This is a genomic window from Streptomyces sp. NBC_00322 (assembly GCF_036147535.1).
Lineage (GTDB): Bacteria > Actinomycetota > Actinomycetes > Streptomycetales > Streptomycetaceae > Streptomyces.
On record NZ_CP108019.1, the window covers coordinates 6,980,902 to 7,005,813 of the forward strand.

General features: G+C 71.5%; 28 protein-coding genes. 18 read left to right on the plus strand and 10 right to left on the minus strand.

Going from position 1 to position 24,912, the window contains the following annotated elements; all coding sequences use genetic code 11:
* Positions 1–8 precede the first annotated feature (8 nt).
* The 7 genes from scpB to OG905_RS31880 all read left to right on the plus strand — a co-directional run bounded on the left by scpB (position 9) and on the right by OG905_RS31880 (position 6,185).
* Positions 9–575, plus strand: a complete 567-nt coding sequence (gene scpB, locus OG905_RS31850) for an SMC-Scp complex subunit ScpB (RefSeq protein ID WP_360881515.1) — start codon at positions 9–11, stop codon at positions 573–575.
* Positions 575–1,675, plus strand: a complete 1,101-nt coding sequence (locus OG905_RS31855; protein ID WP_328679517.1) for a pseudouridine synthase — start codon at positions 575–577, stop codon at positions 1,673–1,675. Before scpB ends, OG905_RS31855 begins: the two co-directional genes overlap by 1 nt.
* A gap of 124 nt (positions 1,676–1,799) precedes the next feature.
* Complete coding sequence (gene pnuC, locus OG905_RS31860) at positions 1,800–2,453, plus strand: nicotinamide riboside transporter PnuC (RefSeq protein ID WP_328679519.1); 654 nt, start codon at positions 1,800–1,802, stop codon at positions 2,451–2,453.
* Positions 2,450–3,538 carry an AAA family ATPase gene (locus tag OG905_RS31865; protein ID WP_328679521.1) on the plus strand — a complete coding sequence of 363 codons (1,089 nt, stop codon included), beginning with the start codon at positions 2,450–2,452 and terminating at the stop codon, positions 3,536–3,538. Before pnuC ends, OG905_RS31865 begins: the two co-directional genes overlap by 4 nt.
* A 13-nt stretch (positions 3,539–3,551) precedes the next feature.
* On the plus strand, positions 3,552–4,271 hold the full coding sequence (locus OG905_RS31870) for an NUDIX hydrolase (protein ID WP_328679523.1): 720 nt from the start codon (positions 3,552–3,554) through the stop codon (positions 4,269–4,271).
* Positions 4,268–5,299 (plus strand): ADP-ribosylglycohydrolase family protein, encoded by a 1,032-nt coding sequence (locus tag OG905_RS31875; RefSeq protein WP_328679525.1) that lies wholly within the window; start codon positions 4,268–4,270, stop codon positions 5,297–5,299. The genes OG905_RS31870 and OG905_RS31875 overlap by 4 nt, the downstream gene beginning before the upstream one ends.
* A gap of 40 nt (positions 5,300–5,339) precedes the next feature.
* Positions 5,340–6,185: a nucleotidyltransferase domain-containing protein gene (locus tag OG905_RS31880; protein WP_328679527.1), complete on the plus strand. Its 846-nt coding sequence runs from the start codon at positions 5,340–5,342 to the stop codon at positions 6,183–6,185.
* Here OG905_RS31880 and OG905_RS31885 read toward each other — a convergent pair.
* From OG905_RS31885 to OG905_RS31905, 5 genes are all read right to left on the minus strand, one after another.
* Positions 6,142–6,861 (minus strand): nucleotidyltransferase domain-containing protein, encoded by a 720-nt coding sequence (locus OG905_RS31885; RefSeq protein ID WP_328679529.1) that lies wholly within the window; start codon positions 6,859–6,861, stop codon positions 6,142–6,144. The genes OG905_RS31880 and OG905_RS31885 overlap by 44 nt on opposite strands.
* Before the next feature lie 23 nt (positions 6,862–6,884).
* Positions 6,885–7,346, minus strand: a complete 462-nt coding sequence (locus OG905_RS31890) for a Rieske (2Fe-2S) protein (RefSeq protein WP_328679530.1) — start codon at positions 7,344–7,346, stop codon at positions 6,885–6,887.
* A 12-nt stretch (positions 7,347–7,358) separates the two neighbouring features.
* Complete coding sequence (locus tag OG905_RS31895; protein ID WP_328679532.1) at positions 7,359–7,964, minus strand: DUF6529 family protein; 606 nt, start codon at positions 7,962–7,964, stop codon at positions 7,359–7,361.
* Between the two features lie 21 nt (positions 7,965–7,985).
* Positions 7,986–8,639, minus strand: coding sequence for a hypothetical protein (locus OG905_RS31900; RefSeq protein ID WP_328679534.1), 654 nt, complete (start codon positions 8,637–8,639; stop codon positions 7,986–7,988).
* Between the two features lie 82 nt (positions 8,640–8,721).
* Positions 8,722–9,054, minus strand: coding sequence for a DUF952 domain-containing protein (locus OG905_RS31905; RefSeq protein ID WP_328679536.1), 333 nt, complete (start codon positions 9,052–9,054; stop codon positions 8,722–8,724).
* A gap of 133 nt (positions 9,055–9,187) precedes the next feature.
* On the opposite strand from OG905_RS31905, the gene aroH reads away from it, so the two are divergent.
* From aroH to der, 5 genes are all read left to right on the plus strand, one after another.
* A complete protein-coding gene (aroH, locus tag OG905_RS31910; RefSeq protein WP_142216291.1) occupies positions 9,188–9,550 on the plus strand; it encodes a chorismate mutase in 363 nt (120 codons plus the stop codon).
* Positions 9,547–10,632 carry a prephenate dehydrogenase gene (locus OG905_RS31915; protein ID WP_328679540.1) on the plus strand — a complete coding sequence of 362 codons (1,086 nt, stop codon included), beginning with the start codon at positions 9,547–9,549 and terminating at the stop codon, positions 10,630–10,632. Before aroH ends, OG905_RS31915 begins: the two co-directional genes overlap by 4 nt.
* Before the next feature lie 208 nt (positions 10,633–10,840).
* A complete protein-coding gene (gene cmk, locus OG905_RS31920; protein ID WP_328679541.1) occupies positions 10,841–11,524 on the plus strand; it encodes a (d)CMP kinase in 684 nt (227 codons plus the stop codon).
* A 56-nt stretch (positions 11,525–11,580) separates the two neighbouring features.
* Complete coding sequence (locus tag OG905_RS31925) at positions 11,581–12,180, plus strand: lysophospholipid acyltransferase family protein (RefSeq protein WP_328682716.1); 600 nt, start codon at positions 11,581–11,583, stop codon at positions 12,178–12,180.
* 70 nt (positions 12,181–12,250) lie between these two features.
* Complete coding sequence (gene der, locus OG905_RS31930; protein WP_328679543.1) at positions 12,251–13,717, plus strand: ribosome biogenesis GTPase Der; 1,467 nt, start codon at positions 12,251–12,253, stop codon at positions 13,715–13,717.
* 97 nt (positions 13,718–13,814) lie between these two features.
* Here der and OG905_RS31935 read toward each other — a convergent pair whose 3' ends face one another.
* The gene (locus tag OG905_RS31935; RefSeq protein WP_443044018.1) at positions 13,815–14,114 is read right to left on the minus strand and encodes a hypothetical protein; all 300 of its coding nucleotides are present in this window, start codon (positions 14,112–14,114) and stop codon (positions 13,815–13,817) included.
* Between the two features lie 183 nt (positions 14,115–14,297).
* Positions 14,298–15,095: a hypothetical protein gene (locus OG905_RS31940; protein WP_328679547.1), complete on the minus strand. Its 798-nt coding sequence runs from the start codon at positions 15,093–15,095 to the stop codon at positions 14,298–14,300.
* 524 nt (positions 15,096–15,619) lie between these two features.
* Here OG905_RS31940 and OG905_RS31945 point away from each other — a divergent pair.
* The gene (locus tag OG905_RS31945) at positions 15,620–16,273 is read left to right on the plus strand and encodes a transglycosylase family protein (protein WP_328679549.1); all 654 of its coding nucleotides are present in this window, start codon (positions 15,620–15,622) and stop codon (positions 16,271–16,273) included.
* Positions 16,274–16,374: 101 nt separating this feature from the next.
* The gene (locus tag OG905_RS31950) at positions 16,375–16,881 is read left to right on the plus strand and encodes a LysM peptidoglycan-binding domain-containing protein (RefSeq protein WP_328679552.1); all 507 of its coding nucleotides are present in this window, start codon (positions 16,375–16,377) and stop codon (positions 16,879–16,881) included.
* On the opposite strand, the gene OG905_RS31955 is transcribed toward OG905_RS31950, so the two are convergent.
* From OG905_RS31955 to OG905_RS31965, 3 genes are read right to left on the minus strand one after another with little or no spacing between them, the layout of a single operon-like run.
* Entirely contained in the window at positions 16,868–17,527 is a 660-nt protein-coding gene (locus tag OG905_RS31955) for an ATP-binding cassette domain-containing protein (protein ID WP_328679553.1), read from the minus strand. The two genes, OG905_RS31950 and OG905_RS31955, sit on opposite strands and share 14 nt — an antisense overlap.
* Positions 17,524–20,229, minus strand: a complete 2,706-nt coding sequence (locus OG905_RS31960) for an ABC transporter permease subunit (protein ID WP_328679555.1) — start codon at positions 20,227–20,229, stop codon at positions 17,524–17,526. The genes OG905_RS31955 and OG905_RS31960 overlap by 4 nt, the downstream gene beginning before the upstream one ends.
* 4 nt (positions 20,230–20,233) lie before the next feature.
* A complete protein-coding gene (locus tag OG905_RS31965) occupies positions 20,234–20,656 on the minus strand; it encodes a hypothetical protein (RefSeq protein ID WP_328679557.1) in 423 nt (140 codons plus the stop codon).
* Between the two features lie 105 nt (positions 20,657–20,761).
* On the opposite strand from OG905_RS31965, the gene OG905_RS31970 reads away from it, so the two are divergent.
* The 4 genes from OG905_RS31970 to OG905_RS31985 are packed head-to-tail and all read left to right on the plus strand — an operon-like array spanning position 20,762 to position 24,676.
* Positions 20,762–21,289, plus strand: a complete 528-nt coding sequence (locus OG905_RS31970) for a hypothetical protein (protein ID WP_328679558.1) — start codon at positions 20,762–20,764, stop codon at positions 21,287–21,289.
* Positions 21,267–22,547, plus strand: a complete 1,281-nt coding sequence (locus OG905_RS31975; RefSeq protein WP_328679559.1) for an ABC transporter substrate-binding protein — start codon at positions 21,267–21,269, stop codon at positions 22,545–22,547. The genes OG905_RS31970 and OG905_RS31975 overlap by 23 nt, the downstream gene beginning before the upstream one ends.
* 54 nt (positions 22,548–22,601) lie before the next feature.
* Positions 22,602–23,885, plus strand: coding sequence for a glycosyltransferase family 4 protein (locus OG905_RS31980; protein ID WP_328679561.1), 1,284 nt, complete (start codon positions 22,602–22,604; stop codon positions 23,883–23,885).
* The gene (locus OG905_RS31985) at positions 23,885–24,676 is read left to right on the plus strand and encodes a hypothetical protein (protein WP_328679563.1); all 792 of its coding nucleotides are present in this window, start codon (positions 23,885–23,887) and stop codon (positions 24,674–24,676) included. Before OG905_RS31980 ends, OG905_RS31985 begins: the two co-directional genes overlap by 1 nt.
* The last annotated feature ends 236 nt before the right edge of the window (positions 24,677–24,912 follow it).

The following is a 24,912-nucleotide window of genomic DNA, read 5'->3' on the forward strand; positions in this document are numbered from 1 at the left end:
CGGTCCTCATGGTCGTCGACGAGCCGGCCACCGAGGAGCACCTCGCCAAGGTGCTGGAGCAGCCGCGCCGAGCCGTCGCCGACGCGCTGCGCGAGCTCGCGGACGAGTACACCGTCCAGGGCCGCGGATTCGAGCTGCGGCTCGTCGCGGGCGGCTGGCGGTTCTACTCCCGCGCCGAGCACGCCGACGCCGTCGAGCGCTTCGTCCTCGACGGGCAGCAGGCCCGGCTCACGCAGGCTGCTCTCGAGACCCTCGCGGTCGTCGCCTACCGGCAGCCGGTCAGCCGTTCTCGCGTCTCGGCCGTACGTGGAGTGAACTGCGACGGCGTCATGCGCACCCTCCTTCAGCGCGGTCTGGTCGAGGAGGCGGGCGCGGAACCTGAAACAGGTGCGATCCTGTACAGGACGACGAACTACTTTCTGGAGCGGATGGGCCTGCGAGGCCTGGACGAGCTCCCGGAGCTCGCGCCCTTCCTCCCCGAGGCGGAAGCGATCGAGGCCGAGACACAAGAGGGTGTGCCGTCGTTCGATCCGGACGCACCGGACACCGACGCAGACGACAAGACGGAATTTTGATGCGAAGCAGCGGCAGGAACAGCGGAAGCGGCAACCGGGACTCCCGGGGCGCAGGCGGGAACCGGGACTCCCGTGGAGCGGGCGCCAAGGGGCGCGACGACAAGGAGGGGCAGCGCCCCCGCCGCCCCCGGCCCGAGGAGCGCCGCTACGACGTGGGCGGTTCCGCCGAGGAAGCCGGCCCCCGCAAGGGCCGTGGCGCGGCCGCGCGCGGCGGCGCCAAGGGCGGCCCGAAGCCCGCGCAGAAGCCCCAGGGCACCCGGCGCGGCAGCGCCCCGTCCCGCCCCCGTGAGCTCGACGCCAAGATCGAGCAGCGCAACCGGGACAGGTACGCCGACAAGCCGCAGGTCAAGACCCCGAAGACCTTCCCGGGCGCCGAGCAGGAGGGCGAGCGGCTGCAGAAGGTGCTCGCCCGCGCCGGCATGGGCTCGCGCCGCGCCTGCGAGGAGCTCATCGACCAGGCACGCGTCGAGGTCAACGGCAAGATCGTCGTCGAGCAGGGCATGCGCGTGGACCCCGACAAGGACGAGATCAAGGTCGACGGGCTGACCGTCGCCACCCAGTCGCACCTCTTCTTCGCGCTGAACAAGCCCGCCGGTGTCGTGTCGACGATGGAGGACCCGGACGGCCGCCAGTGCCTCGGTGACTACGTCACCAACCGTGAGACGCGTCTCTTCCATGTCGGCCGGCTCGACACCGAGACCGAGGGCATCATCCTGCTCACCAACCACGGCGAGCTGGCCCACCGGCTGACCCACCCCAAGTACGGCGTGAAGAAGACCTACCTCGCCGCGATCCAGGGTCCGCTCCCGCGCGAGCTGGGCAAGCGGCTCAAGGACGGCATTCAGCTCGAGGACGGCTACGCCCGCGCGGACCACTTCCGGGTCGTCGAGAACACCGGCAAGAACTACCTGGTCGAGGTCACACTCCACGAGGGCCGCAAGCACATCGTCCGCCGCATGCTCTCCGAGGCCGGTTTCCCGGTCGACCGGCTCGTACGGACGGCCTTCGGGCCCATCGGCCTGGGCGACCAGAAGTCCGGCTGGCTGCGCCGCCTGACCAACACCGAGGTCGGCATGCTGATGAAGGAAGTCGGCCTGTAGTCCCAGCAGTTCTCGCACCAGTTCTCGCACGAAGCCCGCGGTCATCTCAGGCCGCGGGCTTCTCGCGTCTTGTGGGACGGGCCAGTTGGCCTTTATAGTCAAGGTGACTATAAAGGAGGCGGGCGTGAGTCTCGCGGACATCCTCGAACCACTGCAGCAGCCGCTGTTCACCGTGCTCGACACCCCGGTGAGCTGGACCGAGGTCCTCGGCTTCGGCAGCGGCGCGCTCTGCGTGTGGCTCGTCGCCCGCCAGCACATCGCCAACTGGCCGATCGGCATCGCCAACAACCTCTTCTTCATCCTGCTGTTCACCCAGGCCGGCCTGTACGCCGACGCGGGCCTGCAAATCGTCTTCATCACCCTCGCCGTGTACGGCTGGTGGACCTGGACCCACGGGGGTGGACCAGGTCCCGACGGCCTCCCGGTACGGCGCACGAGCCGCGCCGAGTGGACCTGGCTGCTCGCGGCGGGGGTGGTGGGGACCCTCGGTCTGACGCTCCTTCTCGGCCGGGCCACGGACTCGGGCGTCCCCTTCTGGGACGCGCTCACCACCGCCCTGTCGCTGATGGCGACGTACGGGCAGTGCCGCAAGCGCCTGGAGTCCTGGTGGCTGTGGATCGCCGCCGACGTGGTCTACATCCCGCTCTACGCGTACAAGGAGCTCTACCTCACCTCGCTGCTGTACGCCGGATTCATGACCCTCTGCGTCATCGGACTGCGCAACTGGTCGCGTGATCTTGCCACCGGGCAGCGGGACTTGGCGGTGGTACGGGCATGAAGCGCTACCGGCACGGGCTGGTCCTCGGCAAGTTCTATCCGCCGCACGCGGGGCACCACCATCTCGTTCGCACGGCCAAGGACCGCTGCGAGCGGCTGACCGTCCTCGTCTGCGCCGCCTCGGTGGAGTCGATCCCGGTGCACGAGCGCGTCCGCTGGATGGAGGAGATCCACCAGGACGTGTGGGTCGTCGGAGCCGTGGACGACATCCCGGTGGACCTCACGGATCCGGCCGTCTGGGACGCCCACATGGCGATCTTCAAGGAGGCCGTTCCGGACTGGGGTGACGCCGTGGACGCCGTCTTCACCTCGGAGCCGTACGGGGACGAACTCGCCCGGCGCTTCGGCGCCGAGCATGTCTGCGTCGACGTGGACCGCTCGCTGTTCCCGGTCTCCGGGACCGCCGTCCGCAAGGACCCCGTCGGCTGCTGGGACTACCTGGAGCAGCCGGTACGGGCCTGGCTCACCCGCCGGGTCGTCGTGCTCGGGGCCGAGTCCACCGGCACCACCACCATGGCCCGCGCGCTGGCCGAGTACTACCGGCGGCGCGGCGGAGTCTGGTCGAGCACGCGGTGGGTGCCCGAATGCGGCCGCGACTACAGCGAGGAGAAGCTGGCCGCGCTGCGTGAGAAGTGGCCGGAAGGCCAGTGGGAGGACGTGGAGTTCACCTCCGAGGAGTTCCCGGTGATAGCCAAGCGGCAGAACCGCAGGGAGAACCGGCTCGCCCGCAACGGCTCGCCCGTGCTCTTCTGCGACACCGACTCCTTCGCGACCGCCGTCTGGCACGAGCGGTACGTCGGCGGGCGCAATCCTCTCGTCGAGGAGATCGCCGGCCGGGTCACCCGCCACCTCTGGCTGCTCACCGACCACGAGGGCGTGGCCTTCGAGGACGACGGGCTGCGTGACGGCGAGGAGCTGCGGCCCTGGATGACCGGGCGCTTCCGGGACGAACTCACCCGCACCGGACGCCCGTTCATCACGCTGACCGGACCGCACGAGGAGCGCCTGGCCACCGCCGTCGCCGCCGTGGACGCACTGATCGACGAGGGCTGGGACCTCGCCGCCCCCCTGCCGGAGAAGAGATGACGAGGAGCAGCTGATGGAGGGCTACGACCCGGGCGCCTTCCCGCCCTTCGCGGTCACCGTCGACCTCGCCGTCTTCACGGTCCGCGAGGGACGGCTGCACGTGCTGCTCGTCCAGCGCGGAGAGGACCCGTACAAGGGCGCCTGGGCGCTCCCCGGCGGCTTCGTACGCCCCAGGGAGTCGGCCGGGCAGGCAGCCCGCCGTGAACTCGCGGAGGAGACCAGCCTGTCCCACGAGACCGTCGCCGACCTTCATCTGGAACAGCTGCGGACCTACAGCGACCCCGACCGCGATCCCCGGATGCGGGTCGTGTCCGTCGCGTACACCGCGCTCGTACCGGACCTGCCAGAGCCGCGCGGTGGCGGAGACGCGGCCCACGCCCAGTGGGTGGACCTGTCATCCGCCGACCGCCTCGCCTTCGACCACGACCGGATCCTCGCCGACGCGCACGAACGCATCGGCGCCAAGCTCGAATACACCTGCCTCGCCACCAGCTTCTGCCCGCGCGAGTTCACTCTCGGTGAGCTGCAGCAGGTGTACGAGACGGTCTGGGGTGTCGAACTCGACCGCCCCAACTTCCGGCGGAAAGTCCTCACCACGCCCGGCTTCGTCGAGCAGGTCGAGGGCCCGCCGCGCCGCACCGGCGGCCGCGGGAAACCGGCCGCGCTGTACCGGGCGGGTGCCGCATCGGCACTGCACCCACCACTCCTGCGACCGGAAGGACGGCAGGCATGACCGCCATCAGGACCACGAGGACCGTCACCAAACAAGCGGCCACCGGCACGCTGATCGGGCTCGCGCTCGGGGACGCGCTGGGCTTCCCGACCGAGTTCAACGATGTGCCTCAGATCCTCGCCAAGTGCGGGCCGTGGAGGGAGATGGAGCTCGTCAGGCCCGCGATCGTCTCGGACGACACCCAGATGACGCTCGCCCTGGCGCGCGGCATCCGCACGGCCATGGACCGCGGGCTGCTCGTGGCGCCGCGGCTGATCCCGCCGGTGCGCGAGGAGTTCGTCGACTGGTACCACTCCCCGGAGAACAACCGGGCGCCAGGCCGCACTTGCATGGTCGCCTGCCAGAAGCTCGACAGCGACCGGCCCTGGCAGGAGGCCAGTCAGATCGGCTCCAAGGGCTGCGGCGCGAACATGCGGGTCGCGCCGGTGGGACTCGTACCCGGCCTGAGCGAGGAGCAGCGCGCGGGGGCTGCGCAGTTGCAGTCCGCACTCACTCACGGCCATCCCACGGCGCTGGCGGCCAGTGACCTCACGGCCCGGGCCGTGTTCCTGCTCGCGCAAGGTGCGGAGCCGATGGGGCTCGTGGGCCAGTTGCGCTCGTACGCGTACGAGATGCGCGGCCACTACTACCACCAGTGGCTCGGCAATCTGTGGACCTACTCCCACGACCCCACGCCCGAGGCGTTCATCGCCCGCGGCTGGGACGAGTGCCTGCAGGTCCTGGAACGGCTCGCGACCGCGGTGCGCACGGCGAACCCGGAGACGGACCCGTGCCTGGCGACGGGAGACGGCTGGATCGCGGAGGAGGCTTTGGCCACGGCCCTGCTGTGCTTCCTGCTCTTCCCGGAACAGCCGGTCATGGCGCTGCGCCGGGCGGCGTGCACGAGAGGCGACTCGGACTCCATCGCGGCCCTGGCGGGGGCGTTCGCGGGGGCGCATCTGGGGGCGGGGGCATGGCCCAAGGAGTGGTCGGAGCGGATCGAGTACCGGAGCGATCTGATGTCGCTGGGGGCGCTCTGGGATGCGTAATTCCGTTGGGGGTCGGTGAGCCGTCTGGGATGCTTTGCGCATGATCGAGCTGAGGATCGCCGACCTGAGGTCGGCGATCGCCCGCACGCCCGACCCGCTGGTCTTCGCGACGGTGTCGGGTGCCCATCTGTACGGCTTCCCCTCCCGGGACTCGGACATTGATCTGCGCGGGGTCCATCTACTGCCGGTGGAAGCGCTGGTGGGTCTGCGCGAGCCGGAGGAGACCCGGTCCCGGATGTGGGACCGGGACGGGGTCGAGATGGACCTGGTCACGCACGACCTGCGAAAGTTCGTACGGCTGATGCTGCGCCCGAACGGCTACGTACTGGAGCAGCTGCTCTCGCCGCTGGTGGTGCACACCACGGATTCGCATGCGGAGCTGGTGGCGCTGGTGCCCGGTGTGCTGACCTCGCATCACGCGCACCACTACCGCGGGTTCGCCGGCACCCAGTGGCGGCTCTTCGAGAAGACCGGTGAACTCAAGCCGCTGCTCTACACGTTCCGTGTGCTGCTGACCGGCATCCATCTGATGCACAGCGGCGAGGTGCAGGCGGACCTGCCGACCCTTATCAGGGAGGTGGCGGCGCCCGCGTATCTGCCCGACCTGATCGCAACCAAGGCGGAGGCCGAGCACGGTACTGCGATGGGGCTCGATCCGGAGCGGGTGGCGAGTGACGTCGAGACACTGTATGCGGTGCTGGACGAGGCGCAGGCAGGTACGGGACTGCCGGACCAGCCGTCGGCATACGGTGCGCTGCACGACTTCGTCGTACGCAGGCGGCTTGCGCACCCGGTAGAAACAGCCACGGAACAGGTCCGGGCCGTGCGGCGGCCGGGGAACCTCACCGCTGAGCTGCTCGCTCAGCGGGAGGAAGAGACGCACTGAGTGCTGACTCCCGCCGCACCCGGACCAGGAAGTCCTCCACCCGCGCCCGGTCCGGCTCCGGTGGGAGCGGGGAGCCTGGGGCCGCCGCCGAGGCCTCGTCCGCCAGGCGCGTTATCCAGGACTCCACCCGTGGCCACGCCACCTCGCCCCGCTTGACCGCGAGCAGGGCGTTCCGCTCGTCGCCCACGTCGATCACCAGCTCGCCCGTACGCAGAAGATCACGGCAGGAGCCCAGCAGCCGCAGCAGGTGCATCGCGTGCTTCCAGCGCGGCGCGCCGTGTTGCCGGACATCCGCCTCCAGCTTCTTCCGCTGGCCGATCGCATAGCGCACGAAGGTCTGGTGGGCCTGGCGCGACAGGAACGCCCCGCGCAGGGCGAGCAGTTCGCGCCCGGTGTCGTCGATGTGCTCGACGAGCGGGGAGTGCAGGCACTCCAGCACATTGGGGTTGGCGCGCAGAGCCAGTTCGCAGAACCGCTCCAGCTCCCAGCCGAACTGCTCGTCGGCAGGGCCCTCGACATGGCTCGGCGGCTTGTCGAAACGCCAGAAGAGCGGCGTGGGCGCGAGGAAGACGCCGCGGAGGTCGGTGTCGCTGCCCTCCGTCGCGAGCCCGAAGGCGCGGGAGCCCATGACACAGGAGTAGATCGTGTGGTCGCGCACCAGGTCTTCCGGGGTCATGCGCGAGAGAGTACGCGAGCCCTTCAGGTCAGCCGGATGGTGTCCCCGGCGACGGTGATCTGCTTCGGCGGGAGCGGCCTGGGCGCCGGGCCGCCGACGACCGCGGCGTCCGCGATGGCGTATTTGCTGCCGTGGCACGGGCAGTTGATGGTGCCGTCGGCGACCTTGTTGACCGTGCAGCCCGCGTGCGTGCAGATCGCGGAGAAGGCCTTGAAGTCGCCCGCCGTCGGCTGGGTCACCACGACCTTCTGCTCGGCGAAGACCTTGCCGCCGCCCACCGGGATCTCGGAGGTCCTGGCGAGCTCCTCGCCCGCCGGAGCGCCCGAGCTCTCGGGCGGACCGCTCGTGCCCGTGCCCGGCGCGGTCGGCGTCGGCTGCTCGGACGCCGGGGCACCGCCGTCGTCCCCGTACTCACTGCAGCCCGCCACCAGCGCGGCCGCGCCGGCCGCCCCCGCTGCCAGTACCGTCCGTCGTCGCGCGTCCATGGCCGTGTCTCCCTATGTCGTGACCCCGACCGTGCGGAAGAACCACAGCGCCGAGGTCAGCCAGATCACCGTGAGGGCCGTGAAGACCGCTCCGCCGACGATCGGCAGCAGCCAGCCGGGCAGTCGTTCCGCTCGGAGCAGGAGCATCTTGGCGGTGAAGGCACCGAAGAAGAAGCAACCGAGCAGCGAGTGCCACATCGCGCGCGTGCTGTACGTCTGATAGCCGAACGCGTACAGACAGTGGACGGCGACGGGCACGGCCAGCAGGAACGCGATCCGCCCCGACCAGCGGTGCAGTGCGGGCGTCCAGGAGGCCGCCCGGACGCCCGGCAGTCGTCCGTACATCGCGAGTGCCGAGGCGATCTGTACGAGGGCGAAGGCGAAGGCCGCCGTGCCGAGCCAGGACTTCACCGCCCCGGTGCTGCTGAAGCCGGCGAGGTTGAACGCCGTGCCTGCCGGGTCGTGCACTTTTCCGTACGCCCCGAGCCCGACAGCCACCGCGGCGGCCGCGAGCGCCGGGACGATGAGGCGGGCGGCGCCGGGGCGAGCGGGGCCGCTCGGGCCCGCGGGGAACGAGGTGGTGCGGGCGTTGGGATCGACGGGGGGACCGAAGCTCATGACGCACCTCAGTTGTCGGGCTCAGGGGACGACGGGGCGGGCGGTGAGCCGGGTGCCGTCCACCGTGACGGCGCCGGACGCGGGGTCGATCCGGGGTGCGGCGGCGGGCTTGCCGTCGCGGTTGAGGATGCCGACCTGGCGGCCGTTCTGGAGGACGATCCAGCCGCCGACGATCTTCGCGCCGCGCACCTCGGCGGTGGCGCGGTACAGGCCGGACGGCTTGACGGCCGGGGCGGCGGTGAACTGCCAGGTCCGGTCGCCGACTTTCACCTTGCCGTCGATCTTCCCGGCCCGCAGGACGCCGTCGAGCCGGGCGCCGTCCGTGCCGCTCAGCGCCATGCTGCCGTCGTCCTTGACATCACCCTTCAGCCAGGACTCCCGGCTGCGGCCGTCGCAGAAGTATCCGATCGCCTTTCCGTCGCGTACGGATACGGCGACGGACGCGGTGTCGTCGGCGGTACGGCCCGCGTAGTCGGAATCGGCGGGCAGGGTCTCGGTGGGGGAGGGGGACGTGGGCGGTGCCGTACTCGGCACGGGTGCGGCCGGCGTCGGCGTCGCCGTGACGTCATGGGACGAGGATGTGGCGCGCGTCCCGGTCGTGGCATTGAGCGACAGCATGAAAATGCCCAGCAACAGCCCGGCCAGCAAGGTGAACAGTGGTCCTGAGGGCTTCACGGACGGCCTCCCCCGAGTGGTGGGGCGTGCGCAGACCCCCATGCAACTGCACCCGCGGCGCCGCGTCCAGGGTTACGCTCCCTCACGCCCAGGGAGTGAGCTCCCGCGCGTGCCCGTCCGCGTCCCGGCACACGGTGAACACGGCGGTGACGGCCGCCCGTTCGATCGGCCCGTACACATGCGGGAAGAGCATGTCCTCGGAACCCTCCCAGCGGATCTCGGCGCTCAGCCCGGCCTCGTCGATCTGGAGGACCAGCAGGTCGGGCACGTCGCGGTAGGGGCCGTCGGCGATGGCGAGGGCGGCGGGCCCGTCCGGCGAGCAGTGCACGAAGCCTTCGGTGGCGAGGGAGGCCGGGGCGTACGGACGGTCCATGTCCGCCGTCCATTCGTCCACGGGCACGACGTGAAAGAGCATGCCGCCAGTTGTAGCGCACGGCCGGGCCGCGCAGGGTCGCCCTTGCGATTCGTCTCGGAGGGCGGTCGAGCCGGCCCTGTTCCGTCGCGCCTGACTACGCTGAATGAAGCACTCGCACAGTAAGGAGCACGACGTGGCGGTACGAGCGGTCCGTGGAGCCGTCCAGCTGGAACGGGACGACGCCGGACACATGGACGAGCAGGTCAGCGATCTGCTCACCGCCGTGCTCGAGCGGAACGGACTCGTCGCGGACGACCTGATCAGCGTCTGGTTCACGGCCACGCCCGATCTGCACAGCGACTTCCCGGCGGCCGCCGCGCGCAAGCTCGGCATCGTCGACGTACCGCTGATCTGCGCGCAGGAGCTGGACATCGTCGGGGCCATGCCGCGTGTCGTACGGATACTCGCGCATGTCGAGTCCGACCTGCCCAAATCGGAGATCGCGCACGTCTACCTCGGTGCCGCGGCCGCCCTGCGCAAGGACATCGCCCAGTGAGAACCGCCGTCGTCATCGGAACCGGCCTGATCGGCACCTCGGCGGCCCAGGCCCTGGCGGGGCGCGGGGTCGCCGTCCACCTCGTGGACCACGACCCGGAGCGGGCCCGTACCGCGGCCGCGCTCGGCGCGGGGACCGACGATCCGCCGGAGGGGCGGGTCGACCTCGCGATCGTCGCCGTACCGCCGGCGCATGTCGCCACCGCGCTCGCCGAAGCGATGCGCGCCGGGGTCGCGCGCGGCTACCTCGACGTGGCGAGCGTCAAGGGTGGCCCGCGCCGTGAGCTGGAGGCCCTGGGCCTCGACCTCAGCGCCTACATCGGTACGCATCCGATGTCGGGCAAGGAACGATCCGGTCCGCTCGCCGCGACCGCGGACCTCTTCGAGGGCCGCCCGTGGGTGCTCACGCCCACCCGCGACACGGACACCGAGGTCCTCAACCTCGCCCTCGAACTGGTCGCGCTGTGCCGCGCGGTCCCCGTGGTCATGGACGCCGACGCCCACGACCGGGCCGTCGCCCTGGTCTCGCACACCCCGCAGCTGATCTCCTCGATGGTCGCTGCGCGGCTGGAGGACGCGGACGACACGGCGGTACGGCTCTGTGGCCAGGGCATCCGCGACGTCACCCGGATCGCGGCGTCCGACCCTCGCATGTGGGTCGAGATCCTCTCCGCCAACCCGGGCCCGGTGGCCGACGTACTCGCCGGTGTCGCGGCCGACCTGGACGAGACGGTCCAGGCGCTGCGGGCCCTGCAGTCCTCGGACGAGTCCAAGCGCCAGGGCGGCGCCGAGGGCATCGAGGACGTCCTGCGCCGCGGCAACGCGGGCCGCGTCCGGGTCCCGGGCAAGCACGGCCAGGCCCCGACGTCGTACGAGATCGTCGCGGTCCTGATCAGCGACCAGCCCGGCGAACTGGCCCGGATCTTCGCGGACGCGGGCCGCGCGGGCGTGAACATCGAGGACGTCCGCATCGAACACGCCACGGGTCAGCAGGCCGGCCTGGTGCAGCTCATGGTGGAACCTACGGCCGCGACGGTCCTGAAGACGGCACTGCGGGAACGGGGCTGGTCGATCCGGCAGTAGCCGGCGGTGCTGGCTCCTGCGGCGGACGGGCTGCCCCGCAGCGGTCCCACCCATCCGCATCCGGGGAGACTCATGGAGCCGAGTGGTGCGAGCCCGGCGTCCGGGTGAAGCCGTGCCGCCGTACGTGTGTAAAGGCAGGCCCAAGTACTCGGTAACCTTGTTCAGGGCCCACCGGCAATTCCGCCTGCCCTCTCCGCGTACCAGGAAGGTGTCCGACACCGTGGAATCCGTGATCGTCGCCATTGACGGCCCCTCCGGCACGGGCAAGTCGAGCACCTCCAAGGCTGTCGCCGCCGCCCTGGGGCTCAGCTACCTGGACACCGGCGCCCAGTACCGGGCGATCACCTGGTGGATGATCAGCAACGGCGTCGACACCCAGGACCCCACGGCGATCGCGACCGCCGCAGGCAAGCCCGTCATCGTCTCCGGCACCGACCCGGCCGTCCCCACCATCACGGTCGACGGCGAGGACGCCTCGGGGCCGATCCGTACCCAGGACGTGACCTCCAAGGTGAGCGCGGTCAGTGCCGTGCCCGAGGTGCGCGCCCGGATCACCGAGCTGCAGCGTTCCATCGCCGCGGCCGCCGAGAAGGGCATCGTCGTCGAGGGGCGCGACATCGGCACCACCGTCCTGCCCGACGCGGACCTGAAGATCTTCCTGACCGCCTCGCCCGAGGCCCGCGCCGCCCGCCGCAGCGGGGAGCTCAAGGGCTCCGACGTCGCGGCCACCAGGGAGGCCCTGATCAAGCGGGACGCGGCCGACTCCAGCCGTAAGACCTCCCCGCTCGCCAAGGCGGACGACGCGGTCGAGGTGGACACCACCGGCCTGACCCTGCAGCAGGTCATCGAGTGTGTCGTCACCCTCGTCGAGGAGAAGCGGGCCGCGCGGTGACCGAATCGTCCGGGAAGGGCGTACCGTCCGAGAGGGGCGCGGCAGTCGGGCGTGGCATGGGCATCGGGCTCATGTACGGGCTGTGGCGGCCGCGCGTGCTCGGCGCCTGGCGGGTCCCGGCGAGCGGCCCGGTGATCCTGGCCGTGAACCACTCGCACATGATCGACGGGCCGATGCTGATGGGCACCGCGCCCCGGCCCGTGCACTTCCTGATCAAGAAGGAGGCGTTCGTCGGCCCCCTGGACCCGTTCCTGCTGGGAATCGGTCAGCTGAAGGTGGACCGTACGACCGCCGACCGGACCGCCATCACCAACGCGCTCGGCGTGCTGGCCGGCGGCGGCGTCCTCGGGATATTCCCCGAGGGCACCCGGGGCGAGGGAGACTTCGCCTCGCTGCGCGCGGGGCTCGCCTACTTCGCCGTGCGCTCCGGCGCCCCGATCGTCCCGGTCGCGGTGCTGGGAAGCACCGAGCGCCGCGGACGGTTGGTACGGGCACTGCCTCCGCTGCGCAGCCGGGTCGACGTCGTCTTCGGCGACGCCTTCGCGGCGGGCGACGGCGCCCGCCGTACGCGCAAGGCGCTGGACGAGGCGACCGTACGCATCCAGGAGCGGCTGACCGCCCACCTGGAAAACGCCAAGCGTCTCACCGGGCGCTAGGTAAGACTTGAGTAGTGGATCGCACGACAAGCGGTCCATCGATGATGCAACGTAACGAGGTAAGCACTTCATGAACGACCAGATCCACTCCGGCGACGAGCACGAGCACGGAGCGCTTGGCGACGCCGAGTACGCGGAGTTCATGGAGCTCGCCGCGGAAGAGGGCTTCGACGTCGAGGATGTCGAGGACGCGATCGGCGAGGCCGGTCACGGCCCGCTGCCCGTCCTCGCCGTCGTCGGCCGCCCCAATGTCGGCAAGTCGACCCTGGTGAACCGCATCATCGGCCGGCGTGAGGCCGTCGTCGAGGACAAGCCCGGCGTCACCCGCGACCGTGTCACCTACGAGGCCGAGTGGGCGGGCCGCCGCTTCAAGCTCGTCGACACCGGCGGCTGGGAGCAGGACGTGCTGGGCATCGACGCCTCCGTCGCCGCCCAGGCCGAGTACGCCATCGAGGCGGCCGACGCGGTCGTCTTCGTCGTCGACTCCACGGTCGGCGCGACCGACACCGACGAGGCCGTCGTCAAGCTGCTGCGCCGGGCCGGAAAGCCCGTCGTGCTCTGCGCCAACAAGGTCGACGGACCCAGCGGTGAGGCGGACGCCACCGCCCTGTGGTCGCTCGGCCTGGGCCAGCCGCACCCCGTCTCCTCGCTGCACGGCCGCGGTACGGGCGACATGCTCGACGCCGTCCTGGAGGCGCTGCCCGAAGCCCCGGCCCAGACCTTCGGCAACGCTGTCGGCGGCCCGCGCCGTATCGCCCTGATCGGCCGCCCGAACGTCGGCAAGTCCTCCCTCCTGAACAAGGTCGCCAACGAGGACCGCGTCGTCGTCAACGAAATCGCCGGCACCACGCGCGACCCGGTCGACGAGCTCATCGAACTCGGCGGCATCACCTGGAAGTTCATCGACACGGCCGGTATCCGCCGCCGGGTCCACCTCCAGGAGGGCGCGGACTACTACGCCTCGCTGCGCACCGCGGCCGCCGTCGAGAAGGCGGAGGTCGCCGTCGTCCTGATCGACGCCAGCGAGTCCATCAGCGTCCAGGACCAGCGGATCATCACGATGGCCGTCGAGGCGGGCCGCGCCCTGGTCATCGCGTACAACAAGTGGGACACCCTCGACGAGGAGCGCCGCTACTACCTGGAGCGCGAGATCGAGACCGAGCTCGCGCAGATCGCCTGGGCGCCCCGGGTCAATGTCTCGGCCATCACCGGCCGCCACATGGAGAAGCTGGTCCCGGCGATCGAGACCGCGATCGACGGCTGGGAGACGCGTATCCCGACGGGCCGGCTGAACGCGTTCCTCGGCGAGATCGTCGCCTCCCACCCGCACCCGATCCGCGGCGGCAAGCAGCCCCGCATCCTCTTCGGCACCCAGGCGGGCACCAAGCCGCCGAGGTTCGTGCTCTTCGCCTCCGGCTTCCTGGAGCACGGCTACCGGCGCTTCGTCGAGCGCCGACTGCGCGAGGAGTTCGGTTTCGAGGGGACCCCGATCCACATCTCGGTGCGGGTGCGCGAGAAGCGCGGCCGCAAGAAGTGACGTATAAGAAGTGACGTACGAGAAGTGACATGAACGAAGGCGCTGCCCCGGACCGGGTGAACGGTCCGGGGCAGCGCCTTCGCGTACGGCTTGTGCGTCACGTCCCCCGGCGGGGGCTCGGCGGCAGGGCGGCCGGCACATGCGTCCCGTGGTGCGGACGGCTTCCCTGGTACGGCTGCCAGCTGCCCACATGGGTCTGGTGCACCGGGTGGCTCTGATGGCTGCCGGGCCCGCCACGACTGCTGTGCAGTCCGGCGCCGAAGGCCTTGAAGTCGAGATCCTCCTCCCCGCTCCGGTCGCCCGGCAGGGCCTTGAAGGCCCTGCGGTACTCGGAGTACAGCGCGTCGTAGATCGGCGTTGGCGACTGGCCGGATGTCGCGTCGTACGCGGGGCGCATGGCGGGGATCTGACTCTGATACGGCTGGCGGGAGGCGTCGTATGAGGAGTGCACGTACCTGCAACGACCCGGCCGTCGGACGGATGCGGGCTGCGTGGAGCTGCATTCTTCCGGGGGAGGCGCAACGTGCGCCGGGGGTGCGTTTCCGCACCCCCGGGTCTTCATGCCCTCGTCAAACGTCTGTCAGGTGCCCGCGAGCGGCATCGTCGCCGCCACCAGACGGCCGCCCGCCGCGGCCCTCTCCAGCGCGTCGCGCAGCAGATCCTCGCGCGGCTGCTGGCCGATCGAGCCGACCGGTGCGGCGAACACCAGCACCGTGTGCGACTTGTTGGCGGCCGCACGCCAGCCGTCGGTGACCTGGAGGGGCTGATGGGCCTGCCACCAGGCGACCTGGCTGCCACCGCCGGTGCCGGGCTGGAGCACGGCGTGCAGCTGGCCCATGGCGACCAGGACGGACCAGCCGTGCAGCTGGGTGGTGGGCCGGTGGCTGACCTCGGAGATGGGCACGAAGCCCTGCTCGATGAGCAGCGGGAGGAAGTCGTCACCGCCGTTGCCGGTCGTGCCGGGCCGGGCGATCGGAGCGGTCGGTTCGACGACCAGGGCGGGGTGCAGTTCGCCGTCGATCAGTACGAGGCCGCTGGTGATCCCGAGCACGGCCTGCTCCGAACCTCCGGCCGACCGGGGGGCGCCGGGGTGCGGTGGCTCCTCGCCGGTGATGGACCTGACGGCGCCCTGCAGCTGGTCCTCGGCGACCTGGACGACCTGTGAGGGGATGCAGGTGGCGTGGGCGAAGGCGAGAACGGCGGTCTCCTCGCCGACGAACAGGACGGTGCTCGTGCGTTCCTGCTCACAGTCGCCGGGGGTGCGGCAGGAGGTGCAGTCGTAGCTGCCCGGGGCGTTCTCGCCGGCGAGCAACCGGTCGGCTTCTTCGTCGCCGATCTCGGCGCGGACGTCCTGGCTGACGTCGAGCATGCGCGGCACGGGTGGCTCCTCGGACTTGATCAGTGTGTGCCGGGCGGGTCCCGGCTCATAAAGAGCTCAACGGGCGATCTGTGGCCGGAGTCACGCACGGAGAGGAATGGAATCGAACCATCCGACGCAAGCGGTGAGACAGCGGGCGGAATCGACTACTCACCGTCAACAGCTGCTGTGTGCACGGAAGTTGGGGCCGTGAAGCGGCTCACACGTCGGCTCGTCGGCAGGTCGACAAATCATGAAATCAGCGAATCAAGTGGGTGGCCGGATTTCGCCGCTACTTCAGGTAACGGGCAACTGGCCTGGAATGACAGGGGATTGGTTGATACCGGAGTGCTGCGCTGCCTAGATTCCTCCGTCGTGTGCAGAGAGCACCGCCCGGGACAGCCCGCCCGGCCGCACAGCCAGTGCGGCGCACAACAGCACCACGCATCACCACCTCAGGCGGGCTGGGCGGAGCGGACGCAGGCGCCGGATGCGCCGAGGACCGCACCGCCCGGAGGGACCCCGGGTCCTTCGAGAGGAATTTGATGTTCACGAGTTCCCGTTCCATACGCAGGCGTGACACGGCGGCGCTGGTCAGTGCCGCACTGGTGGCACCGCTGGCACTGCTCGCCGCGACCACGGGCGAGGCCCGGGCGGCGGACACCGGAGTATGGGACCGCATCGCAGCGTGCGAGAGCGGCGGAAACTGGCACATCAACACAGGCAACGGCTACTACGGCGGGCTGCAGTTCTCGGCCGGGACCTGGCGTGCCTACGGCGGTGGGGCGTACGCGTCCACCGCGGACCGGGCGAGCAAGGGCCAGCAGATCGCGGTGGCGACGAAGGTCCAGCGGGCGCAGGGGTGGGGTGCGTGGCCCACCTGCGCGGCGCGGGCGGGGGCGTACGGAAAGGCGCCGGCGGCGCCCGAGTCCGCCTCGCACAAGACCTCGACCCCGAAGTCCTCCACCCCCAGGTCCTCGGCTAGGAAGTCGTCCGCTCTGGCAAAGGCGCCGGAGCGGGCATCGGGCCACACCGACCGCGGCAGCTCCCGCGGCGACTACACCGTCCGGCGCGGCGACACCCTCAGCGGGATCGCGGCGGCGCACGGCATGAACTGGCGCTCCGTGTTTGCCGCTAACAAGGCCGTCATCGGCGGCGATCCGAACCTCATCGTGCCCGGGCAGAGGCTCGCGCTCTGAGGTGTGCTCCGGCAGCCCCGCCCGGGTCCGACCGGGTGGGGCTGCCCGCCGCCCGGGCGCGGCACCGCTTCTCGCCCGGCCACGCTGCCTAGCGTGGCCCGATGTCGAAGATCAGATTGTGGCCGGCGGCACTGGTGGCCGTACTTCTGGCCCTCGTACCACACAGCGGTGCGTACGCCACGACGACCGACTGTGCATCGTCCGGGTGGCCCTGGAGCTGTGTCGCCGAGTGCGAGAGCAGCGGCCGGTGGGACGCCAACACGGGCAACGGCTACTACGGCGGGCTGCAGTTCTGGCAGCCGACCTGGATCGAGTACGGCGGTCTCCTGTACGCGCCGCGCGCCGACCTCGCGACCCGGCGGCAGCAGATCACGGTGGCGGAGGACGTGCTGCGTACGCAGGGCTGGGGGGCCTGGCCCGTCTGCTCCGTGAGATACGGCCTCCACGGCCGCGTCCACACCGTCCAGCCGGGCGACACGCTCTCCTCGATCGCGGTGCGCTTCGGGGTCAAGGGCGGCTGGCCGGCCCTCTACGCGGCCAACAAGGCCGTCGTCGGGAGCTCGCCGGACCGGCTGCAGGTGGGCATGATGCTGGCTATCGGGGGGTGAGTTCGGCGGGCTCTCCGCTGAACGCGACTGTGCCGCGGCGCAGTTCATGGACGAGGACCGGCCCCCGGCCGTCGCCGATTCCGGGCGGCAGACGCTGTTCCGCGACGACGACGGCCGCGTCGAGGGCACGCAGCAGTTCGTACGTACGGGCCGCGACGGGCGGCGACATGCCCTGGGCGGGCTCGTCGAGGAGGACGACGCGGGCGGGCATCAGCAGGGCGCGCGAGACGGCGAGCATGCGCTGCTCGCCGCCGGAGAGGGTGCCCGCGCGGCGGGCGAGGAGCGGGCGCAGGGCGGGATAGCCGTCGACAGCACGGGCGAAGTCCCCGTCCGGCGCGGCGAGTTCGAGGTTCTCGGCGACGGTGAGGGTGTCGTACACGGCACGCAGATCCGGTACGAAGCACAGCCCGCGGCGGGCCCGTTCGTGGGCGTGCAGGCCGCTCACGTCCGTGCCGCGCCACACCACCCGGCCGGCGGACAGCGGCACGGTGCCCGCCAGGGCGCGCAGCGCGGTGGTACGGCCCGAGCCGTTGCGCCCGATCAGGACGGTGAGGGCGGCCGCGGGCACGGGGAGATCGACGCCGTGCAGGGCCTCCAGGGGGCCGTAGCGTACGCGGGCGGCGCGGAGTTCGATCTCGACGGTCATCGCACGATCCGCCCCGCCTCCATGACATGCACCGTCTGCGCGATGCGCGCGACGAGATCGAGATCGTGCTCGACGACGAGCACGGCCATCCCGTCCGCGGCGAGCGCGCAGAGAATCCGCGCGAGGGCCTCCGCCTCGACGGCGTCGAGCCCGGCGGCAGGCTCGTCGAGCAGCAGCGTGTGCGGGCCCCCGGCGAGCGCCCGGCCCAACTCGACGCGGCGCAGGGCCCCGGTGGACAGCCCGGCGGCGGGCAGATCCCGCATGGGCCCGTCGAGCCCGAGCAGCCGCAGTACGGGCCCGACGGCGGAGAGGTCCCGCCGGTGCCCCTGCTCGGCGCCGATGCGTACGTTCTCCTCGACGGTCAGCGAAGCAAAGACGGCGAGCTGCTGAAAGGTCCGGGCAATCCCGAGCCGTGTGCGCGCGTGCGCGGCCAGCCGGGTGATGTCGACCCCGTCGAGCTCGACCCTCCCGCGATCGGGCCGCAGCGTCCCGCAGAGACAGTTGAACAGGGTGGTCTTTCCGGCGCCGTTGGCCCCGATGAGGGCGGTGACCTGGCCGGAGGGAAGGACCAGGTCGACGCCGTCGAGGGCGGTGAAGTCGCGGTACCGCAGCCGCACGCCACGGGCGACGAGGGTATGCGCGGGAGGTGGACGAGTGGCTCCGCCACGGGCCGGGCGGCCGGGCTGTCGGTCGCCGCTGCCGCGCGCTGGGCCCTCGGCTTCGCCGGTGCGAGGGACCGGTCCGGGCCCGGGGGTTGGTGCCGGACCGGCCGACGGGGGCCGGGCTTCGCCGCCGGGCATGGTGGGCCGGGCTTCACTCAAGCCGGCGGTCCGTGCGGCCGCGCCGCGGCCCGTTTGGTCGGTCGACGCGGCCCCCGCCCGCTGCTGCGTCGGACGCGCCTGGCCGTGGCGGGAGGCCGTCAGGCCCAGGCGTCTGAAGGTCCAGCTCGGGGCGTCCGGGAAGCGGCCGATCAGGACAGCCAGGATGCCGATGACCGCCGCTGCCACGCCGCCGCGGGTGCCCGCGTCCAGGCCCACGAGGAGCGCAGCCGCCACCAGGGGGCCCACGAGGTTGTCCGCGCCCAGGACCACCACCGCGGCGAACCAGAGCAGGCCGCGTACCGGGTCGTACGCCTCGGGGTCGAAGGCGCGCACGCCCATGCCCAGCAGGCCGCCGCCCAGGGCCGCGAGAGCCGCGCCGAGGACGAAGGCCAGGAGTTTGAGGGACGCGACGGGCACACCAGCCGCCGACGCGCCGGGTTCGTGGTCGCGCAGGGCCGCCAGCGCGCGGCCCGTGCGGCCCCGCCGCAGTGCCGAGACGGCGAGCAGCGCGCAGGCGAGGACGGCCAGTTCGACCACGTAGTACGCGCGGTCGGACGTCAGACCTGTCGGGCGGGACAGCGAGAGCCCCGCCGTCGCGTACGGCTGCGCGAAGACGAAACGGCTCACCCCCACCCCCACCGCCAGCGTCGCGAGCGCCAGCGCCAGACCGTGGCGGCCGATCGCGGGCCACCCCGTCAGCAGTCCCAGGGGCGCGACCAGCAGGACCGCGACGACCAGCGCGAGCAGTTCGGGCATCGCGGGCAGGCCCGGGAAGCGCCCGGCCGCCAGCAGTGCCGTGAAGAGCGCGCCGAGGCCCGCGTACGCCGCCTGGCCCAGCGAGATCTGTCCGCCCCGCCCCGTCACGACCACCAGCGACAGCAGAATCACCGCCAGCGCCGGTACCTGGATCGAGGCGTGCAGGTCGGTGCCCGCGAAGCCGAGCGGGAGCAGGAACAGGATCCCGGCCACCAACCAGACCACGCCGGGGACGCGTACCGCGGGCGCCGCCGCCCGCGCCACCGTGCTCTGCGCCCCCACCCCCGGCAGCATCAACGCCGCGATCAGCAGTGCCACCACGAAGAGGTTCGCCCCCACCGCCTGGAGCAGCTGCTCGCCCCACCCCGAGGGATGCAGCCGCGTCAGCTGGGCCTGCGCCACGCCGATCGCCAGGGCGGCGGCCACGGCCACCGAGAGACTCCGCATCCGGGCCACCACCGCGACCGCGATCACCTCGACGACCAGCAGCGGCAGCCCGTAGGGATCGAGGCGTACGTAAGGCGCGAGCAGCACACCCGTAAGACCGGCCGTGAACGAGCCGAACGCCCAGCCCACCGCCGACACCCGGTCCGCGTCGATCCCGCCGAGTGCCGCGAGCGCGCGGTTGTCGACGACCGCGCGCAGCTCACGGCCGAAACGGGTCCACCGGGTGACCGCCGTGACCAGCACGGCGAGCAGCAGCACGGCACCGAGCTGCACCCACGGATCGTCCGGCAGCAGCTCCGGCGCATCCGACCGCGCCCCGTTGCCCCACAGCAGTGCCGCGCCCCCGACGAGCAGGACGAACACACCGATGGACGCCACCAGAGCGCGCGCCGGGTCCATCTCCACAACCGCGATCGGGCGGAAGACGAGCCGGTCCAGGACAAGTCCGATCCCCGGAGCGACGACCAGCAGTGTCACCGCGGCGGCGAGCGGCAGCGGCCAGCCCCACTCCACCGCGAACTCCCGCAGCACATACGCGCAGACCATCGCGATCGCGCCCTGCGCCAGGTTCAGCACACCCGTGGCCCGGTAGGTGACGATCAGCCCGATCCCCGTGAGTGCGGCCGCACTGCCGACCGCGAGCCCCGCGAGGGTGAGGTCGTACGTCAGCGAGCTCACGTGTTCAGACCTGGGGCTCGCACACGGGGCACGGGCCCAGGACTCTGTCGCCGACCGGCTCCACCTCCGGCTTGCCCGCGACCAGGGGGCAGTCGGGCCGGTGCGCCAGCGTCCCGCCCGGTACGCACACCACCGGCCCGTCCGACGAGGGCGGTTCGAAGGGCGGCACGTCCGGGGACGGCACGGCCGCCGTCGGTGCCCCGGTCTCCTCCCGGCCCGTCGTCCCGGCCATCCGCCCCGCCGCCGCGAGCAGCACCGCCCCGGCCACCAGCAGGGCCGCACCCGGCACCGTGCAGGAGGCCAGATAGGGGATCTGCCGCTCGGCGAAGCGCTCGCCGGACACTCCGTACCAGCCGATCACGGACAGCACGGCGCCTGCGGCGGCGGCCGCGAGCCCGCCCCACCACAGAAGTCGGGACGTCGGCATCGCGCGGCCCTCCCGGTCTGGTGACGGTCTGGTGATGTACGGCGATTCCTTGCACTATGCCCTGAACCGACAGACGCTGGAAGCCGACAACCGGTGGTGAGCCAGATGGTCCATGTCAGGCACCCGAGAACCGCGGCATGGGCGGCCGCCGCGGTCCTGATACTCGTACCGGCCGCGGCAGGATGCTCGGACGACAACGGCGGCGGGTCCAAGGCCACGCCGACCCCGTCCGCGACGGCCCCGCCCTCCAGCAGCGCACCGGCCGCCAACGGCCCGGCCGACCCCGCGGCCGCGAAGGCGGAGATCGAGAAGAACTGGACGACGTTCTTCGACCCCAAGGCGACCACGGACGCCAAGGTCAAGGTGCTGGAGAACGGTGCGCTACTGCGTCCGCTGCTCGCCGCGTTCAGCGGCGACAAGAACGCCGCGCAGACCTCGGTGAAGGTCACGGCCGTGCAGTTCACCTCGCCCACCGACGCCACGGTCACCTATGACCTGCTGGTCGGCGGCGCGCCGGCCCTGCCCGGCTCCAAGGGCACGGCGATCTACCAGGACCAGACCTGGAAGGTCTCCGTGAAGACCCTGTGCGCCCTGGTCAAGCTCAGCGGTAATGCGGCCGCGCCCGGCTGCTGAAGCCCTGCTGCTCGCGGCTCTCCTGACCGGGAGCGCCGCCTGCGGCAGCCGCTTGCCCGAGAGCGCCTTCGAGAGCTCGGCGCCACCCGTACGCAGTAGCGCTGCCCAGCCGATCCGCATCGGGATCATCAGCAGCGCCACCAGCCCGGTCGGCGGCGCCGCCTTCTCCGGCCCGGGGGACGGGGCCAAGGCCTACTTCGACGCGCTGAACGCGAAGGGCGGCATCGACGGCCGCCGTATCGAGGTGATCACCTGCGACGACGGCGGCAGCGGCGTCGGCAACAACGAGTGCGTGCACAAGCTGCTCGACGAGAAGAAGGTCTTCGCGCTCGTCGCGACGACCGCACTCGACTACGCGGGCGCACCCCTCGTCGCCAAGGCGGGCGTCCCCGACATCGGCGGCCAGCCGATCGGCCCCGCGTACGACACCTATCCGCATCTGTACGGGATCTACGGCAGCCTCGCCCCGCGCACCGGCGACGCCCCCGGCTGGCACGGCACGCTGTACGGCGGCACCGAGGTCTACCGCTACTTCAAGAGCACGCAGGGCGCCCGTACCGCCGCCGTCGTCTCCTACAACCAGGCCTCGTCCGCCGCGTACGCCCGGCTGATCACCCAAGGCTTGAAAGCCGAGGGCTATCGCGTGGTCACCGAACAGGTCGACTTCGCGCTGCCGAACTTCCGCGCCGTCGCCGCCGACCTCCAACAGCAGGGCGCCGACCTGGTCTTCGACGCGATGGACACCCACGGCAACGCCCAGCTGTGCGAGGCGATGGACGCGGTCGGCGTGCATGTCACCGCCAAGGTCACCAACGTGCAGAACTGGGACTCCTCGGTACCGAAGGACTTCAAGAACGCGCCGAGCTGCCGAAACGCCCTGTGGGTGACCGGATCGAGCCGCAACTACGAGGACGCCGATCAGCCCGCCGTACGTGAGTTCCGTGAGGCGATGAAGGGCCGTCAGCTCTCCCAGTGGCAGCTGGAGGGCTGGGCCGCCGCCATGTGGTTCACCGACGCGGCCCGCTCCTGCACGGCCGATCTCACCCGCGACTGCGTCGAACGCTTCGTCAACCGGCCCGAGCCGTACACCGCGCGCGGCCTGCTGCTGCCCGTGGTCTTCGAGAAACTGGCCGAGCCGCCGAAGACCCGCCACACCTGTCTGTCCGTCGCACGCTGGCAGGACGGCAAGGGCTGGGTCACCGAGGGCGACATGACCAAGAACTGCTTCACCGTGCCCCAGCTCCCCTATCGGCCCTAGCCGACAAGTACAGTCCCTCTTTGCACATACGAATAACGGGGGTCGCTACGGCGCATGCACATCTCTTTTCTGCTCCACAACGCGTACGGCATCGGCGGCACGATCCGCACGACGTTCAACCTCGCCCGGAACCTGGCCGAGCGTCATGACGTCGAGATCGTCTCCGTGTTCCGGCACCGTGACGAACCCATGATGGGCGCGCCCGCCGGCGTCACCATGAAGCACCTCGTGGATCTGCGCGGAAAGAGCCCCGGCTACGACGGCGACCACCCGGACCACAAACGACCCGCCCGGGTCTTCCCGCGCGGCGAGGGCCGCTACAAGCAGTACAGCCGCCTCAGCGACGCCCGGATCGCCGCCCATCTCGGCTCCCTGCGGGCCGATGTCGTCGTCGGCACCCGCCCCGGGCTCAATGTGCACATCGCCCGCCAGACCCGCCGCGGCCCGGTCCGCATCGCCCAGGAACATCTCACGCTGGACAGCCACGGCCACCGGCTGCGCCGCGAGATCGGGCACCGCTACCCGCTCCTGGACGCGGTCACCACCGTCACCGAGGCGGACGCGCGGGCCTACCGCGCCCAGCTGAAGCTGCCCGGCGTACGGGTCGTAGCCGTGCCCAACAGTGTGCCCGCGTTGACCGTCGCGCCCGCGGACCACGAAAGCAAGTGGATCGTCGCGGCCGGCCGGCTGACCAAGGTCAAGCGGTACGACCTGCTGGTCAAGGCCTTCTCCAAGGTGGTCGCCGCGCACCCCGACTGGCGGCTGCGGATCTACGGTGGCCCAGACGCGACGGGCAACGAGAGAAACGCGCTGCTCGCCCTCGTCGAAGAGCGCCAACTGCACAACCACGTCTACCTGATGGGGCCCGCCAACCCGCTGGAGCCGGAGTGGGTCAAGGGCTCGATCGCCGCGGTCACCTCCAGCTTGGAGTCCTTCGGCATGACCATCGTCGAGGCGATGCGCTGCGGCGTCCCCGTCGTCTCGACCGACTGCCCGCACGGGCCCGGCGAGATCATCGAGGACGGCGTCGACGGCCGTCTCGTGCCGGTCGGCGACGTGGACGCTATCGCCGACGCCCTCATCGCCCTGATCGAGGACGACGAACTGCGCCGCCGCACCGGACAGGCGGCGCTCGCCGCCTCCGCCCGCTTCGACCCGGCGCGGATCGCCGAGCGCCACGAGGCCATGTTCACCGAACTCGTCGGACAGGGAGGGAGCGGATTCTGGCGCGGCGCGGTACGCGACACGCTGCGCCGTGGCAGGAGCGCGCTGTACGACGGGATCTACTCCGCGCGCTACAGGGCAACCGACGCGATCCGTAAGGGGAAGAAGTCCTGATGACCACGGACACCGAGCGGCGCACTCCGCGCGCCGACTGTCTCGCCGACGCGGCGGGCGCCGTCACCTTCGACCTGGCGGGCATCGGCGCGAGCGACGCCGAACTCGTGCTGAGGCGGCGCGGCTGCGAGGGGGAGCAGGACGAGACGCGACTGCCGCTCACGCCGTCGGGCGACGGGACTTCGCGTGCCGTACTGCCCGGGACGGTCGAGCTGGCCGAAGGCCATTGGGACGCGTATGCCGGGGACCGGCCTGTCGAGTCCGGCATCCGGGACGTCCGGGCCCTCCTCGACCGCACGCCGGACACCGACCGGATCGCCCCACGCGTCCCGTATCCCACGGCGGGAGGCAGCCTCGCCCTGCGCTGCTGGGTGCGCGCGCCGCACGCCGAGGCCGGGGACATCGGCGTGGTGGCGGAGCACTGCGCGATGACGGTCGAGGGCCGGCTGTACGGAACCGAAGTGGGCGAGGGAGCCGCCGCCGAGGCCCGCCTGCGCGGCGGCGACCTGGTGCACCGGGTCCCGGCGACGGGCAAGGACGGGGCCTTCGGCTTCACACTGCCGTTCGCCCCGCTGGCCGAGGCGTCGGGCGGCAAGGATCAGTGGTGGGACCTGTGGCTGGTCCCGGCGGCCGGGGCCGCGGCGGTGCGGGTGTCCCGCGTCCTCGACGACGTCTGGGACAGGCGGAATGTCTTCGTGTACCCGAAGCAGCGGACGGAGACGGGGCAGTTCGCGGAGCCGTGCTACACGGTCGACAACGACTTGTGTGTCCGCCTCACCGCGGCGCGCTGAGCGAGGGCCGCTGCCCGGGGCTTGTTCCCCACCCCGCCCCTTCCCGCTGTGACATTTTGCGGCTCCGCCGCGTGGCGGGGCGCTGCCCCCGGACCCCCGCGCCTCAAACTCCCCCAGACTTCGTCCGGGGGGACTCCCACGGGGCTGGATGTTCAGCCCGTCCGGCGTTCGAGGACACGCGCGAAGCGCGTACGGGGTCTGGGGCGAAGCCTCAGTCACGGGAAGCGGCGGGGTGG

Excerpts from the sequence above, each read along its gene's own strand:
- OG905_RS31955 (WP_328679553.1), bottom strand. The coding sequence starts at position 17,527 with ATGACCGTCGAGATCGAACTCCGCGCCGCCCGCGTACGCTACGGCCCC.
- OG905_RS31855 (WP_328679517.1), top strand. The coding sequence starts at position 575 with ATGCGAAGCAGCGGCAGGAACAGCGGAAGCGGCAACCGGGACTCCCGG.
- OG905_RS31880 (WP_328679527.1), top strand. The coding sequence starts at position 5,340 with ATGATCGAGCTGAGGATCGCCGACCTGAGGTCGGCGATCGCCCGCACG.
- OG905_RS31980 (WP_328679561.1), top strand. The coding sequence starts at position 22,602 with ATGCACATCTCTTTTCTGCTCCACAACGCGTACGGCATCGGCGGCACG.
- OG905_RS31985 (WP_328679563.1), top strand. The coding sequence starts at position 23,885 with ATGACCACGGACACCGAGCGGCGCACTCCGCGCGCCGACTGTCTCGCC.
- scpB (WP_360881515.1), top strand. The coding sequence starts at position 9 with ATGGTCGTCGACGAGCCGGCCACCGAGGAGCACCTCGCCAAGGTGCTG.
- OG905_RS31865 (WP_328679521.1), top strand. The coding sequence starts at position 2,450 with ATGAAGCGCTACCGGCACGGGCTGGTCCTCGGCAAGTTCTATCCGCCG.
- OG905_RS31885 (WP_328679529.1), bottom strand. The coding sequence starts at position 6,861 with ATGACCCCGGAAGACCTGGTGCGCGACCACACGATCTACTCCTGTGTC.
- OG905_RS31875 (WP_328679525.1), top strand. The coding sequence starts at position 4,268 with ATGACCGCCATCAGGACCACGAGGACCGTCACCAAACAAGCGGCCACC.
- OG905_RS31935 (WP_443044018.1), bottom strand. The coding sequence starts at position 14,114 with ATGCGCCCCGCGTACGACGCGACATCCGGCCAGTCGCCAACGCCGATC.
- OG905_RS31870 (WP_328679523.1), top strand. The coding sequence starts at position 3,552 with ATGGAGGGCTACGACCCGGGCGCCTTCCCGCCCTTCGCGGTCACCGTC.
- OG905_RS31890 (WP_328679530.1), bottom strand. The coding sequence starts at position 7,346 with ATGGACGCGCGACGACGGACGGTACTGGCAGCGGGGGCGGCCGGCGCG.
- der (WP_328679543.1), top strand. The coding sequence starts at position 12,251 with ATGAACGACCAGATCCACTCCGGCGACGAGCACGAGCACGGAGCGCTT.
- OG905_RS31950 (WP_328679552.1), top strand. The coding sequence starts at position 16,375 with ATGTCGAAGATCAGATTGTGGCCGGCGGCACTGGTGGCCGTACTTCTG.
- OG905_RS31945 (WP_328679549.1), top strand. The coding sequence starts at position 15,620 with ATGTTCACGAGTTCCCGTTCCATACGCAGGCGTGACACGGCGGCGCTG.
- OG905_RS31905 (WP_328679536.1), bottom strand. The coding sequence starts at position 9,054 with ATGCTCTTTCACGTCGTGCCCGTGGACGAATGGACGGCGGACATGGAC.
- OG905_RS31970 (WP_328679558.1), top strand. The coding sequence starts at position 20,762 with ATGGTCCATGTCAGGCACCCGAGAACCGCGGCATGGGCGGCCGCCGCG.
- OG905_RS31895 (WP_328679532.1), bottom strand. The coding sequence starts at position 7,964 with ATGAGCTTCGGTCCCCCCGTCGATCCCAACGCCCGCACCACCTCGTTC.
- OG905_RS31975 (WP_328679559.1), top strand. The coding sequence starts at position 21,267 with ATGCGGCCGCGCCCGGCTGCTGAAGCCCTGCTGCTCGCGGCTCTCCTG.
- OG905_RS31965 (WP_328679557.1), bottom strand. The coding sequence starts at position 20,656 with ATGCCGACGTCCCGACTTCTGTGGTGGGGCGGGCTCGCGGCCGCCGCC.
- OG905_RS31925 (WP_328682716.1), top strand. The coding sequence starts at position 11,581 with ATGGGCATCGGGCTCATGTACGGGCTGTGGCGGCCGCGCGTGCTCGGC.